At 51.4% G+C, this 14,146-nt stretch carries 10 protein-coding genes; 5 read left to right on the top strand and 5 right to left on the bottom strand.

Going from position 1 to position 14,146, the window contains the following annotated elements:
• Positions 1 to 119 precede the first annotated feature (119 nt).
• The 5 genes from C5O22_RS03035 (at position 120) to C5O22_RS03015 (ending at position 5,630) form a co-directional block, all read left to right on the top strand.
• Positions 120 to 1,442, top strand: a complete 1,323-nt coding sequence (locus C5O22_RS03035) for an ABC transporter substrate-binding protein (protein ID WP_132779726.1) — start codon at positions 120 to 122, stop codon at positions 1,440 to 1,442.
• 229 nt (positions 1,443 to 1,671) lie between these two features.
• Complete coding sequence (locus C5O22_RS03030; RefSeq protein WP_132779725.1) at positions 1,672 to 2,535, top strand: carbohydrate ABC transporter permease; 864 nt, start codon at positions 1,672 to 1,674, stop codon at positions 2,533 to 2,535.
• Positions 2,532 to 3,371, top strand: a complete 840-nt coding sequence (locus C5O22_RS03025; protein ID WP_132779724.1) for a carbohydrate ABC transporter permease — start codon at positions 2,532 to 2,534, stop codon at positions 3,369 to 3,371. Before C5O22_RS03030 ends, C5O22_RS03025 begins: the two co-directional genes overlap by 4 nt.
• Positions 3,372 to 3,457: 86 nt before the next feature.
• Positions 3,458 to 4,456 carry a glycoside hydrolase family 5 protein gene (locus tag C5O22_RS03020; RefSeq protein WP_132779723.1) on the top strand — a complete coding sequence of 333 codons (999 nt, stop codon included), beginning with the start codon at positions 3,458 to 3,460 and terminating at the stop codon, positions 4,454 to 4,456.
• 184 nt (positions 4,457 to 4,640) lie between these two features.
• Entirely contained in the window at positions 4,641 to 5,630 is a 990-nt protein-coding gene (locus C5O22_RS03015) for a LacI family DNA-binding transcriptional regulator (RefSeq protein ID WP_132779722.1), read from the top strand.
• Positions 5,631 to 5,666: 36 nt separating this feature from the next.
• On the opposite strand, the gene C5O22_RS03010 is transcribed toward C5O22_RS03015, so the two are convergent.
• From C5O22_RS03010 to C5O22_RS02990, 5 genes are all read right to left on the bottom strand, one after another.
• The gene (locus C5O22_RS03010) at positions 5,667 to 7,430 is read right to left on the bottom strand and encodes an NADH-dependent [FeFe] hydrogenase, group A6 (RefSeq protein WP_132779721.1); all 1,764 of its coding nucleotides are present in this window, start codon (positions 7,428 to 7,430) and stop codon (positions 5,667 to 5,669) included.
• 4 nt (positions 7,431 to 7,434) lie between these two features.
• Complete coding sequence (locus C5O22_RS03005; RefSeq protein WP_132779720.1) at positions 7,435 to 10,617, bottom strand: FAD-dependent oxidoreductase; 3,183 nt, start codon at positions 10,615 to 10,617, stop codon at positions 7,435 to 7,437.
• Between the two features lie 5 nt (positions 10,618 to 10,622).
• Positions 10,623 to 11,102: an NADH-quinone oxidoreductase subunit NuoE family protein gene (locus C5O22_RS03000; protein ID WP_132779719.1), complete on the bottom strand. Its 480-nt coding sequence runs from the start codon at positions 11,100 to 11,102 to the stop codon at positions 10,623 to 10,625.
• Between the two features lie 241 nt (positions 11,103 to 11,343).
• Positions 11,344 to 12,072: a response regulator transcription factor gene (locus tag C5O22_RS02995; RefSeq protein ID WP_132779718.1), complete on the bottom strand. Its 729-nt coding sequence runs from the start codon at positions 12,070 to 12,072 to the stop codon at positions 11,344 to 11,346.
• Positions 12,065 to 13,849, bottom strand: a complete 1,785-nt coding sequence (locus tag C5O22_RS02990) for a sensor histidine kinase (RefSeq protein WP_132779717.1) — start codon at positions 13,847 to 13,849, stop codon at positions 12,065 to 12,067. Before C5O22_RS02990 ends, C5O22_RS02995 begins: the two co-directional genes overlap by 8 nt.
• Between the last annotated feature and the right edge of the window lie 297 nt (positions 13,850 to 14,146).

Below are 14,146 nucleotides of genomic sequence, written 5' to 3'. Positions count from 1 at the left end.
GGAGGTCCTGACAAATTTTTCCCCCTTATTAGCCCGAAAAGAAACCGGTTTTTATTGAAAAGCAAAAATGAGAACAGCCGCCTTGGGGCGGAAAGAATTTTTAGGAAAGGAGTTACTCTATGAAAAGGAAGTTGTCTCACGGTTTCCGTATCCTCCTCGGGATACTGGGAATTCTTGGACTTGTACTCGGGTCCTGTACCGGTAAGACCGGCTCTTCAACAAAAGAAGGGGAAATAGCCGGGAAAATCGTGGTTCTTACCCATCGAACCGACTGGGTAAACACAAAATTCCAGGACTACAAAAAGGCCTTTACTGCCAAGTATCCCAAAGTAGAGGTAGAATTCGAAGCCATCACGGACTACGAAGGAACGGTGCGAACCCGGATGAGCACTAAAGAGTACGGGGATGTACTCTGCATGGTAACCGTTCCGCCCACACCACAGGAATTTGCCAATTTCTACGAGCCCCTGGGGACCGTAGAGGAATTCTCTAAAATCTTTGATTTTGTGGATACCAGTACCACCATTTCCTATAATGGCATCGTATATGGCTACCCCATCAATGCGAACGTAGCCGGTGGCCTCGTGTATAACAAACAGGTCTTTAAAGATGCGGGGATCGAAAAACTTCCCACTACCCCCGAAGAATTCTACGAAGCCCTGGCAAAAATAAAGGCCAAGACGAGTGCAGTCCCTCTGTATCTGAATTACCCTGCCCAGTGGACCCTAGTTCAGTGGGAAGGAGGGCGACTTTCCTTTGCCGGAGATCCCGATTACCTCAATAAGATGATCCATGATGATGCACCATTCTCCCCAGGGAAACCCCACTACGAACTCTATAAGATCATGTATGAAGTGGTGAAACGGGGGCTCTGCGAAAAGGATATCCTTACCTCTGACTGGGAACTTTCCAAACAGCTGATGGCGGATGGGAAAATCGGCGTTATGGCCCTCGGTTCCTGGGCTCTTGGCCAGATTCGGGCCCTTTCAAAAACCCCTGAAAACATCGGGTATATGCCCTACCCCGTAACGGTAAACGGCAAGGTATATGCAGAAGTAGGCCTTGACTACAATCTGGCTATAAATAAAAACAGCAAAAACAAGGAAGCCGCAAAGGCCTGGGCAAAATGGTTCGCTACCGAATCGGGATATGCCCAAGACTGTGAGTCCATTCCCGCTTTAAAAGGCGGCCAGTTCCCTGCGGTTCTTACCGCATTTAAGGATCTGGGGGTACAATTTATCATTGGGGCGCCGGCAAAACCAGGAGAAGAAGGCCTTCTGGACAAGCTTGACAAGGAATCGGAAATTGGATTCTGGCAGGCTCCTCAGAAGATCCGCATCGTTGATGCCGCCATGGGGACCACCAAGGAAAGTTTCGACGATATCATGAATGACTGGAACAAACGGTGGGCCCGGGCCCGGCAAACCCTGGGGATTAAATAACAGAACAAGGGGGCTAAAAGAGAGACCAGAAAAGGTCCCCTCTTATCGGGAAAAAAGGAATTAAAAATCAGCTTTTTGATCAGTAAAGTTACTATGGTCAGCGAGAGAGGGGACCCTCTGGTGGGCCCGCTCGTACTAGCTGATTAATAAAGAAGATTATCTCCCGGGGGACACCGGCCCTCGGGAGAGTCCGGGGTCCCCTATTTTTTAGAAAAGGCAGGATGCCAGTATGACCTATACAGTACAAAAGAAAGTGATTATCACCCTCTTTCTATGTGTTCCCTTGTTGTTACTCCTTGTCTTTGGGTATCTTCCCATCCTTAATATGATTGGCTACAGCTTTACCCGTTGGGATGGGCTGGGCAAAAAGGAATGGGTTGGGCTAGCCAACTACCTGGAACTTTTTACGCGGATAGAGAATTTCCGGGTCTTCTTTGTGAGTATTTACTATTTTGTAGGAGCCTTTATCCAACTTGCCCTGGCCCTCTTTTTTGCAACCCTCCTGAATTTTCCTATCAAAGGACAAAACATCTTTAAAGGAATTTTATTTTTTCCCAACTTGATTAATGGGGTGGCTATTGGTTTTATCTTTTTGTATTTTTTCCGAGATACCGGTACCTTAAACACCTTCCTTCGCTTTCTTGGCTTTAAAGGGCAAATTCTCTGGCTTACCGATCCCCGGGTAATCAACTATTCCCTTGCGGCAACATCCATTTGGCGATACATGGGCTTTAACATGGTTATGTTCCTTGGGGCCTTTCAGTCTATTTCTCAAGAGATTTACGAAGCCGCCGCCATTGATGGGGCAGAGCGGTGGAATCTTTTTAGATATATCATGTTCCCCATCATAAAACCGGTGGTTAAATTGAATCTTATCCTTTCAATTAAGGGTGCCCTCAGTGTATTCGAAATTCCCTATATCATGACCGGTGGAGGCAATGGAAGTTCCACCTTTGTAATTCGAACCATCGATACGGCTTTTAAATTCAATAAAATCGGCCTGGCCTCAGCCATGGCGGTGGTGCTTACCATCATCATTCTTCTCATCACCGCTATCCAGGAAAAAATGTTTAAAGAGGAGCGCTCCCTATGACTATAAAAGAACGGGATTTTTTCTTTCGCCTTGCCCAGTATTTTGTATTGGGTCTTGCCGCCCTCATCACCCTTTTACCTATTATCGTGGTGTTTCTCGGAGCCTTCAAAACAAACCAGGAATTTGCCACCACAGGCCCCTTCGAGCTTCCCCATAGTTTTCTCTACCTTGAGAATTTTAAAGTAGCTATCCAGCAGGGGAACATGCTCCTGGGGTTCTGGAATACCCTGGTTTTATTGTTTTTTTCTTCCATTGGGACGGTACTCACCGGGACTATGACGGCCTATGTACTCCATCGTTTTGATTTTACCCTGAAAAATTTTATCCGCCTCCTTTTTTTGTGGATTACCCTTATCCCTAACGTCACGGCCCAGGTAGCGACCTTTCAAATTGTTCAGCGACTGGGTTTGTACAACACCCGACTTGCCGGAATCATTCTTTCCATGGGGACTGATATCATTGGGGTGTACATCTATCTTCAATTTTTAGATAGCATTTCCCGTTCTCTTGATGAATCGGCCTTAATAGATGGGGCCAGTTTCTGGACCATCTACCGAAAAATAATTCTTCCCCTCTTAAAACCTGCCACGGTAACGGTGCTCATCATTAAGTGTATTGGACTCTATAATGATTTCTACATGCCCTTCCTGTATATGCCAAAACAATCCCTTCGTGTTATTAGTACGGTGCTTTTTACTTTTAAAGGGCCCTACGGAGCCCGATGGGAAGTAATCTGTGCGGGGGTTATGTTGGCCCTTTTACCGACCTTTATTGTTTTTGTGACCATGCAAAAACGGATATATAATGGTCTCGTACAGGGGGCGGTAAAAGAGTAACAAGCCCTGAGCCAAAACATGGTATTTGCAAGGCGGCCCTGGCTGCTATCAACGAGAGGGTACATTACAACCAAATGGAGGTCATCATGAAACAGTGGATAGGCTTTAACATGCTCTGGATGTTCAGTCGGGGGCGCTTTGACACAGAGGGGAACCCCCTCATCAATATTGAAAAAAGGGAACTCGATTTTATTGCCAAATACGGCTTTACCTTTATTCGACTTCCGCTGGATTATCGATTCTGGGTACGGGATTTTCAGTATTTCAAGGTCGATGAGGCGATGCTCGAAGAGGTGGACCGTTGTGTGGAGGCGGTCGTTTCACGGGGACTTCACTGCTCATTGAACCTGCATCGGGCTCCCGGCTACTGTATCAACGGTAACCACCTGGAAAAACACAACCTGTGGCTCGATACGGAAGCCCAGGATGCCTTTGTGCACCAATGGGAACTCTTTGCCAGACGCTATCAATCCTATTCACCTGATGAGCTTAGCTTTGACCTCCTTAATGAACCCCCCAACATCGGTCAATATGGGCTGAGCCGAGAAAACCATAAGGCCCTTATGGAACGGACCGTGGCAGCCATTCGAGCCATCGATTCCGATCGTCCCCTCATCCTCGATGGCCTTGGGGGCGGTAACATCGCCATGCCCGAACTTACCCATCTTGGGGTCATTCACAGTGGCCGCGGCTATCAACCTATGGCCCTCACCCACTACCAGGCTTCCTGGTGGGAGGACTCCAAACACCTTCCCTATCCGGTCTATCCGGGAACCGAGTATGAAGGTCGGCGCTGGACGAAGGAAACCCTGTACACCCACTATGCCCCCTGGCGGGAAGTAGAAAGCCAGGGGGTATCAGTCCACATTGGGGAATTTGGGTGCTATAACAAGATTGATAACGAGCTTGCCCTCCGGTGGTTCCGGGATATTCTCTCGGTATTTCGAGAATTTGGCTGGGGCTATGCCCTCTGGAACTTTCGGGGAGACTTTGGCATTGTGGATCACGGCCGGCCAGGAACTCGCTGGGAGACTATCGACGGATTTCGGGTGGATCGGGAACTTTTCGAACTCATAAAACCCTAGGAAACGGTGCAGAACACATCCTCTTCGGAGAGTACCCCTAGGGTAGCGCTTTTGCCGGCGGTTTCCAACCCCTCGTCGTAGAAAACCGCCGGGAGAAAAGTAACAATCATTCCCCAGTGGAAAAGGAACTCATGGTATACTATAGTAATACGATATTACTACCAAGAGCATCCATGAGGTTTGAATGAAAACCACTATCAATGAAATTGCCCGCATCGCCCGGGTTGCAAAGAGTACCGTGTCTAAAGCGCTGAATGGACACAAAGGGGTTAGCGAAGAAAAGCGGCAGTACATCCTGGAGCTGGCGAAAAAATTAAACTACGAACCCAGTGCCACTGCCCAGGCCTTAGCTTCGAATCGGACCGGGAGCATTGGGCTCCTTATTCCCCATGAAGCGGCCTACTCTCTGTCGGGTGCCTACTGGTCTGCCATGATCACCGCTATAGCCCAAACAGCCACCCGTCATAACTACTCCCTTCTTATTCTCACCACCCCCCATGAAGGCGAAATATCAGCCCCTATCAACACGGTCATCCGGAGGAGAAACGTGGATGGCCTTATCATCGGTGCAGAACAGATCGATGCGGCGGCCACTTCCCGGCTTATCGAAGAAGAAATTCCCTTTGTATTCATTGGCCGTAATAGCTGGATCCACCACTATGCGGTGGACGTGGATAATCTTGGAGGAAGCGAACGGCTCGTGAGCCATATGATAGAACAGGGGTATCGGAAAATAGGGTGCCTTGGTGGTCCACCTCAGTATCTCTATACCCAGGAACGAGTCCAGGGATATCAGCGGGCCCTCCAAAAAGCAGGTATAACCTGGCAAGCTATGTATTATACCGAATATAAAAGCGAAGAAACCCGACGGGTTCTCGGAGAGATGTTACAGGACCATCCTGATATGGATGCCCTCTGCGTGACCGCTGGGGGAGATCTACTTTTGGACTGCATCGATGTTCTCAGACTGGCCGGTATCCATTTAAAGCGCTTTGGCCTCGGAGCCTTTGACGATTACCGGTTTTTTGATTACCTCGATATACCGGTCTGTACCGTACGCCAGCCCATCGACCGACTGGGAGAGCTAGCGGCCTCCATGCTCTTTTCCCTGCTACATCACCGCAAACCACCGGTGATGCAGCAAGTACTTGATGTAGAACTGATCCTTCGGTAAGGGAGGTTTCCCGGGGCCCTTCGCAATCATTCCACTCTACACCTTCCGGGGCCCATAGGAAGTATGGAGCAGTTCATGGCTTAGATGCCCGAGAGGTTTACCAAGGAAGTCCCGGTATAGTTCCTGAATTGCTGGATTTTCATGGCTCTTTCGGAGGGGAAGCCGCGCGTCTTCCTGGTATATGGCCTTTTGGCGCAGTTCCCTTTTGTTCCAATCGGTCCGCAGGGGTTGTCCCCCACCTCCGACACAGCCTCCAGGACAGGACATGATCTCTATAAACGTATAGGGACTCTTACCTGAACGGAGTTCCTCCAATAACATCCGGGCATTTTTAAGGGAATGGGCTACACCTACCTTAAGAGAAGTACCATCCAGTTCTACCTGGGCTGTCTTTATGCCTTCCATACCCCGTAAGGTTTCAAACTCCAGCCGGGGGAGCGATTTGTGGGTTACCAATTCGTAGGCCGTGCGGAGGGCCGCTTCCATCACCCCACCGGTACTCGCAAAAATAGTAGCAGCGCCGGTGGAAAGCCCCAGGGGGGCATCAAAGTCTTCCTGCGGAAGCAGGGAAAAATCTATCCCCACCCGCCGGATCATGCGGGCCAGTTCCCGCGTGGTAAGGGCATAATCCACGTCATCAAAGGGAGCCCTACCATACCCCTGCTCCTGCCACCAACGATATGCGTCCCGCATTTCCGGTCGTCGGGCCTCGTATTTCTTGGCCGTACAGGGCATGATAGAAACAACCACGATGCGGGCAGGATCGATGTTCATCTTTTTTGCCCACCAGGACTTTGCTATGGCCCCAAACATCTGCTGGGGACTCTTACAGGTAGAAAGGTGGGGAAGCAATTCCGGATAAAAGGTTTCAATGAAATTAATCCATCCGGGGGAACAACTCGTAATCATCGGAAGGATCCCACCATTCGAAATTCGATGGAGGAGTTCGGTTCCCTCTTCCATGATGGTAAGATCCGCCGCAAACTGGGTATCGAAGACATAATCAAAGCCCAGTCGCCGGAGGGCCGCTACCATGGAACCGGTCACGAGGCTCCCCGCGGGCATGCCAAGGGCCTCCCCCAAACTGGAGCGGATGGCCGGGGCGGTTTGCACAACTACCACCTTGTCGGGATCATGAATGGCCGCAAGCACGGGGTCACTCTCGTCCCGTTCGGTAAGGGCCCCGGTGGGACACACCAGCGTACACTGACCGCAGGACACACATACCGACTGGGCCAGGGAACGGTCCATAAAGGTCCCAATATGGGTATGGAGCCCCCGTCCCATAAAATCAATGGCCCCCACCCCTTGAATTTCCCGACAGGCCGCGACACAACGACCGCACAGGATGCACCTTGTGTTGTCCCGAACAATGGTTGCTCCGGCATCGTCGGGGGGTGGAAATTTTTTCGTAGGCCGATAGCTGCCCCGGCGAACGCCCACCTGTTCTGCCAGGGCCTGAAGCTCGCAGGTTTGGTTCCGCAGACAGGAAAGGCAGTCCTCAGGATGGTTGGCAAGAAGCAGTTCCACCACCGTTTTCCGGGCCTGCAAAACCCGGGAAGAATTGGTAACAATCTTCATTCCGGGACTTACCTTCTGAACACAGGAGCGAACCAGGGTTTTTGCTCCCCCTACCTCCACCACACAGACCCCACAGGAGGCATTGCTGCAAAGACCCGGAAGATGACAGAGGGTAGGAACCGGGAAGCCCGCGGTTTTGCAGGCCTCCACAATGAGGGTGTCCTTCGGTACCGTAATGGGCATCCCGTTAATTTCAATTTGAATGGATTGATGTTCCATAACCTTACCTCCAGGGACTGCGGGCATTGGGTCGTACATCGCAGCGAAGGCACCGACGGGCTTCGTTTAAGGCCTGATCTCCGTCATAGCCCAGGTTGATCTCCACAAAGTTTCCAATCCGTTGGTCCGGGGGAAGATGGGGCGGCCGATTTTTTCGCTTTCCCTCCGGTGTAAGGGGAATCTCCTGCTTGTAAGAAAACTCCCGGAAAAGACTCCGGAAACGATCCGCTCCGGTAAGGGATCGATCTATCTCCCGGGCAAGACGCTTGGCCATCCCCATAGCCTCTGCAGCGGTGGAAGGCCCCGAAACCACATCTCCCATGGCCCAGACCTTGGGTCGATTGGTTTTTCCTGTAAAAGGATCGATAGCCAGGGATCCCTCAGGACTTACAAGGAGACCTTCCCTTTCCAGGAGGGGAGTCTCCACCGTTTCTCCCACCGCCACAATAATATCATCCGCCCCAAGTTCTTCTACAGTGCCGGTGGGCACCGGACGGGGACGACCACTCGCATCGATGGGACCCGCTTCCATGACATCACAACGGAGTACCAGGCCCTTGCCTTCAGGGGCAGGTACAATTTCCTTAGGGGCCCGAAGGTATCGGAAGACGATACCTTCTTCCAGGGCACCTTCCAGTTCCTGCCGATTGGCGCTCATATCCTCCTGCATACGCCGATACACCACCGTCACCTGCTTACCCAATCGCTGGAGTGTCCGGGCCGCATCGATAGCCACATTACCGCCCCCAATGATAAGCACCCTATTCCCCAGTTTTGGGGCCCGCCGCTCCGCAAAAAGATCCAAGTACTCATATCCCGGGTGAACCCCAGGAAGTTCTTCCCCGGGGATGTGGAGCTTTCTGTCCCTTTCTGCTCCGATAGCAAGCACCACCCCATCGTAGTCTTTTTCAAGCTCCTCAAGATGCAGTTCCACCCCGAGTCGCAGTTCCCCATGGAAGGTGACCCCTAACTGTTTAAAAAGCCCCAGTTCGTGGTCCAGCACCTCCTTGGGAAGCCGATAGGCGGGGATACCATACCGAAGGATTCCCCCCGGTAAGCGATGGGCATCAAAAAGGTGCACCTCATGGCCTAAACGGGAAAGATAAAAGGCCGCGGTAAGTCCCGCAGGACCCGCCCCCAGGATGGCGATCTTCTTCCCCGTGGGGGCGGCCTTTTCCCGGGCCAGTTTTTTCCATATCTCCCGGTCCTTTCCGGTTTTCCGCATGGCATCCGCCAGGTATCGATGGATTTCGCCCTGTTGCACCGGATCATCCAGCATTTCCCGACGACACCGGGTAGAACAGTGAAAGTGGCAGACCCGGCCGATGCTCCCCGGCAGAGGATTATCCCGCAGGGTAAGTTCGTAGGCTTCTTCCAGCCGCCCCTCCTGTACCAGGGCAAGGTAGCCGGGAATATGCATGTGAAGGGGACAGGAATTTTCACAGAGGGCCAGGTAGAGATCTTCACAGGTCCCCGCCCGGCAGCGCTTATCCCGAATATGTTCCTCATATTCCTGCCGAAAATACTCAAGGGTCGTTAACACCGGATTGGGGGCGGTTTGCCCCAATCCGCAGAGGGCCGTATCCTTTATGATCCGGGCAAGCCGTTCCAACGTTTGAAGATCCTCTTCCGTGGCTTCTCCCCGGGTAATGGCCGTCAGGATCCGTCGCATCTGGGCAAGCCCTTCCCGACAGGGGGTGCACTTCCCGCAGGATTCGGCGGTGGTAAACCCCACGAAGTAGCGGGCCACATCGACCATACAGGTATCCTGATCCATCACCACCATGCCGCCGGACCCCATGATAGACCCCAGGGCCGCTAGGGACTCATAATCGATGGGTACATTGAATTTGGCGGCGGGGATACAGCCCCCTGAAGGGCCTCCGGATTGAAGGGCCTTTACCCGCTTTCTGGCCCCGGCCCCGCCCCCCATCTGGTACACTACCTTCTCCAGGGAGGTCCCCAGGGTAAGTTCCACGAGTCCCGTGTTGCGTACCTTACCCACCAGGGAAAACACCTTGGTGCCCTTGCTTTTTTCGGTGCCAAACTGGCTATACCATGCCCCGCCCCGGGCAAGAATGGCCGGAACGGTGCACCAGGTTTCCACGTTGTTAATTACCGTAGGATGCCCCTGATATCCCTGCTGAACCGGGAAGGGGGGCCGGGGCCGGGGCCGTCCCGCCTTACTCTCCGCACTGGCGATAAGGGCTGTTTCTTCTCCGCAGACAAAGGCCCCAGCGCCCTTTACCAGGTGGATATCAAAGGAAAAATCCGTTCCCAGAATATGGGCCCCCAGGAGCCCCGCTGCACGGGCCTGTTCTACCGCGGCGCTAAGCCGTTCTACCGCCAGGGGATATTCCGCCCGAATGTAGACGATCCCTTCCCTGGATCCTGTAGCATAGGCCCCGATCGTCATTCCTTCTATAAGAGCAAAGGGATCACTTTCTATTTCGTTTCGGTTCATGTAGGCCCCTGGATCCCCCTCGTCGGCGTTGCAAATGAGGTATTTCAGGGAATCCGCCTGTTCGGCCAGAAGCTGCCACTTCCGAGCCGTCGGGAAACCCGCCCCTCCCCTGCCCCGGAGACCGGAAAGCTCTACTTGCTGGATTACTTCCTTGGGTTTCATACCGGAAAGTACCCTGGCCAGGGCCGAATAGCCCCCTGCGGCAAGGTATTCTTCCAGGCTTTCGGGATTGATAAGCCCCGCATCCCGTAACACAATCTTTGTCTGGTATCGGAAAAAATCCCACTCGTTCCATCGAGGCACCGAAGAAATGGCTGGACCAAACTCGTGGAGGCGGGTTACAAAGTCCCAGCTATCGATTTGTCCCTCCGCCTGGGAAAACAGTTTTTCCCTTCCCCTATCAGAAAAGAGGGTATCCATGAGTTTAAGGAGCCTTTTCTTTTCTACCCGGGAAAACATAAGAACCGGCGAGCCCGGCAGGGTGATGAATACCAGGGGCTCTGCGGCACAATAGCCAAAACAGCCGGTTTTGACGAGCCGCCACGCTTCCCGGCCTTTCCCGTTCGAGGTTTGCTGGGCCAATACTTGATAGAGCTCTTCCGCCCCATTCCCCATACCACAGGTGCCCATCCCGATAGTGACCCGCGGATAGGGGGGCTGTAACAGGGGTTCCGCCCGTTTCTGGGCTTCTTGCAATTCCTGGATCGTCGTCAGTCGATTCATAGGCCCTACCCCCGACGCAGTCGTTCAATAATCGAGATAAGCCTTCCCACGGTAAGGCGGGAATGGATTTTGCCGTCTAAGGCAATCACCGGTGCCAGGGCACATTGGCCAAAACAGGCCACGGTGCGGATGGTAAGGGCACCGTCGGCGCTGGTGTAAGAGCCTTCCTCCTCTCCACCTTGAAGCTCCATACCAATGTGGCGAAGGGCTTCCTGCAAAAGCCCGAGGGATCCCCGGGTATGGCAGGCCGTTCCCCGGCACACCACAAGGCTGTGCTTCCCCTGGGGAGTAAGGTTAAAATAGGAATAAAAAGTAGCCACCGAATATATCTGAGAGAGGGGAATTCCTGTAGCCTGGGAAAGATCCCGAAGCTTTTGTTCTTCTAGATAGTGTCCTGGACTTGTTTCCTGGAGTTCTTCCAGCATGGCCAGGAGGGCCCCTGGCTTATCTCGATATTTGTGGAGTACCGTGCTAAGCTGGTCCATAGCATCCTCCCTGGTTTACTATCCTGTTGTACCACCAAAGAAGGAAAACCGTTGCCTGGACAAAAGCTGTTACAGTGCTATTGTACGACCTCTTTTTTAAAGAAGCAAGGTTTTTTTATAGATATTTTTTGAATGATTGATATCGACTCAACGGAAGAGAAAAGATGTGAGTGTTATGCTTTGTCTCCTCTATGCCAGGCCTGACCACCAGAAAGGCAAGGCCCGGCGCAGCGAGTATCCCTTATGGCACAAAGCGGTAGCCCAGGCCCCGAACCGTATGGATATGCCGGGGGAAGGGATCGTGGTCGCCGATTTTTTTTCTAAGCCAGGCAATGTGCACATCCACCGTCCGGGTAGTAGTGTCGGTTTCGTAGCCCCAGACGGTATTTAGAAGGGTCTCCCGACTTACCACTTCGTTGGGATGCTGGGTAAGATACACCAATACCTTATACTCTTGGGCGGAAAGGGGGATCTTCTCGCCATCCCGTTCTATGATGGCCTGGGAAAAATCCACGGTAAAAAGCTCATATACCTCCCTTCCCCGCTTTTGCTGCAGGATTTCCTTAGAAAGGGCAGGCCCGGCGGGTTCCCGAGAAAGCTCCGCCCGCCGCAGGATTGCTTCGATGCGGGCCATGAGTTCTTCCATATCAAAGGGTTTACAGAGGTAGTCGTCGGCCCCCAATTTAAGCCCCAGCACCTTGTCGATGGTCTGGGTCCGGGCGGTAAGCATAAGAACCGGCGTCTGGACACCCTGGGCCCGCAGGTCCCGACAGATATCAAAACCATTTTTCCCGGGGAGCATGATATCTAAAAGGATAAGCCCATAATTCCCCTTGAGGGCTTTCTCATACCCCTCAGGACCCGTAGTAGCCGCTTCGCAGGAATATCCTTCTGCAGTAAGACGATCGCCAATAGTAACCACCAGATCTTTTTCATCCTCAATAATCAGAATCATAGGTTTTTCATTCATTTTTTACTCCCTCCGGTAAACGAACAATAAAACGGGAACCGAGGTTACCGTCGGTTTCATACGTGACGGTCCCCCCATGGGCAGAAATAATACGACGTACCAGACTTAATCCCAGACCGCTTCCCCGCCGCTGTTCTCGCCGGGCATCAATTCCCCGATAAAAGGCTTCAAAAATTAAAAAGCGCTCCCTCCGGGGAAGCGGTTTTCCTCGATCCCGGACCTGTATCACAATCCATCCTTTCGTTTTACCCCATCGTGTCAAAGATTCTTTCCAAAGGTCAATACCCAGAAAACGACCTGAAACGGCATGTTTAAACACATTTTCTATAAGATTCGTCAGGACCAGTTCCAGAGCAAGGGGATCCCCGTCGACAAAGAGATCGCCTTCAATATGAAATTCATGGGTAAAGCCCTCTTGCATAAGGCGGGGAAGGTATTCCTGAATTATTCCTTCAGTAAGATGGCTCATGTTGATTCTTGTAAGAGAAAGACCATCCTGATTTCCCAGACGGGAATACAACAGAAGGTGATCTACCATATTCAGAAGCCGCAGGGCCTGTTCTTCTATCATCGCTCCATATTCACGGGTCTTTTCTCCCTTGCTTATTATCCCCGAAGCAAGATTATTAGCCCCCGATCGGATGACCGCGATAGGGGTTTTCAGTTCATGGGTTACGGTGGCGATAAATTCCTGTTGTCGTTCCGCCAACTCCTGGTTTTTTCGGACCCCCCGGGAAAGGGCTATAAGGGCCGCGGTAATCAAGAAAAGAATGATAGCACTCAGGGAAATGTTCCGTACCACTGCCCAGTGGGTTACCACCGCAAGAGATCCAGAGACATGAACCGCTTCTAAAATCCAACGGCTTCTTTGAAAGGGGTCCTCTTCTGGCGGAGGACCCATGGGACGATATTGCACCGGTACATCCTGGGGAACCGGCTCTATAAACAGGTTTTCTCGACGAAATTTCAGAAGACTCATAGCCGGAGCGGACCCTTCTGCGGAGAGATCCCGGGAAAGACGGGAAAACAGAACGAAGAAATTAGTATTAAACAGAGGATAGCGAAGATCGGGCGTGCAGAACAGTTCATCTATCTGGAGAAAAGCCTTGTTAGTTCCGCTAACATACACCGTTGCTTTCTGATAGGTATCAAGAATACGAAAGTAATAATCTCCTTTATTTTGAAGTTGTTCCTTTGCAAGAAGAGGAATAAGCTTGTTTCCCAGGACTTCCAAATCAATCCTGATAATAAGCTCAAACTCACTATGGGAAGCCCCCGGGGGAACCCCGGGAGGAACATCGGGAGGGGCCGCGGAAGAGCTTTTTTCTTTTTTTTCCAGGGGAGAAAAAAACACCCCCGGCCCTTCGGGCAGTACCGTGGTCGAAACAAAACGGTCCTTTTCCCATTTCCAGGCGGCTATAATCTGACCCTCTTTTTTGTTTTTCTTCACAATAAAAAGATCTTTAATAAGCGAGGGAACCAGGGCATAGCGCTGGTAACTATTCCATCGCTCCTGGAAAGGGGTCCAATTTTTCTCCTTAAGCATCTCCAAAAAATCTTCCGCCGAGACCGTAAAAATCCCTGGCAATACGGCAATTTCATTTTGAAGGGCCGACCGCAGTTGTAGGGCAGCGGAATACAAATCCTGGGATAATCGAAGCTGTTCCTTATTACCCACATCGATGGCCCAGCGGATCTGTCCATAGGCAAGAATAAGCAGAATCGGAATAAGGGGAATAAGGATCCATACGGACCAGTAACGACGGAGCTTGTACATAATGGTACTACTTACTATAGCAAAGATTGAAAAAGAACACAAAAGCTCTATACCCGTAAAAAGGGAACTTTTACATTCTTACCGCCTTCTTTACAAAACACAGTTTTCCCCCCAGAAACGGCTCATTCGCCGCAAATTATTAGAATTCGACGAATCTGTCGACTTTTTAACAAGAATCTCCAAAATAAAAGATGTAAAATAGATGTAAAAATAATAAATGATTTATATGCAAATAGTTAAGATTCATGAAAGACCTGTTAATCAAACCGTATATGGCATGATTATTGCATGCTATTT

The organism is Treponema sp. J25 (genome assembly GCF_004343725.1).
Taxonomy (GTDB): Bacteria; Spirochaetota; Spirochaetia; order Treponematales; family Breznakiellaceae; genus J25.
Note: the sequence above shows the minus strand (reverse complement) of the source record. Positions and strands in the feature narration are given on the sequence as shown.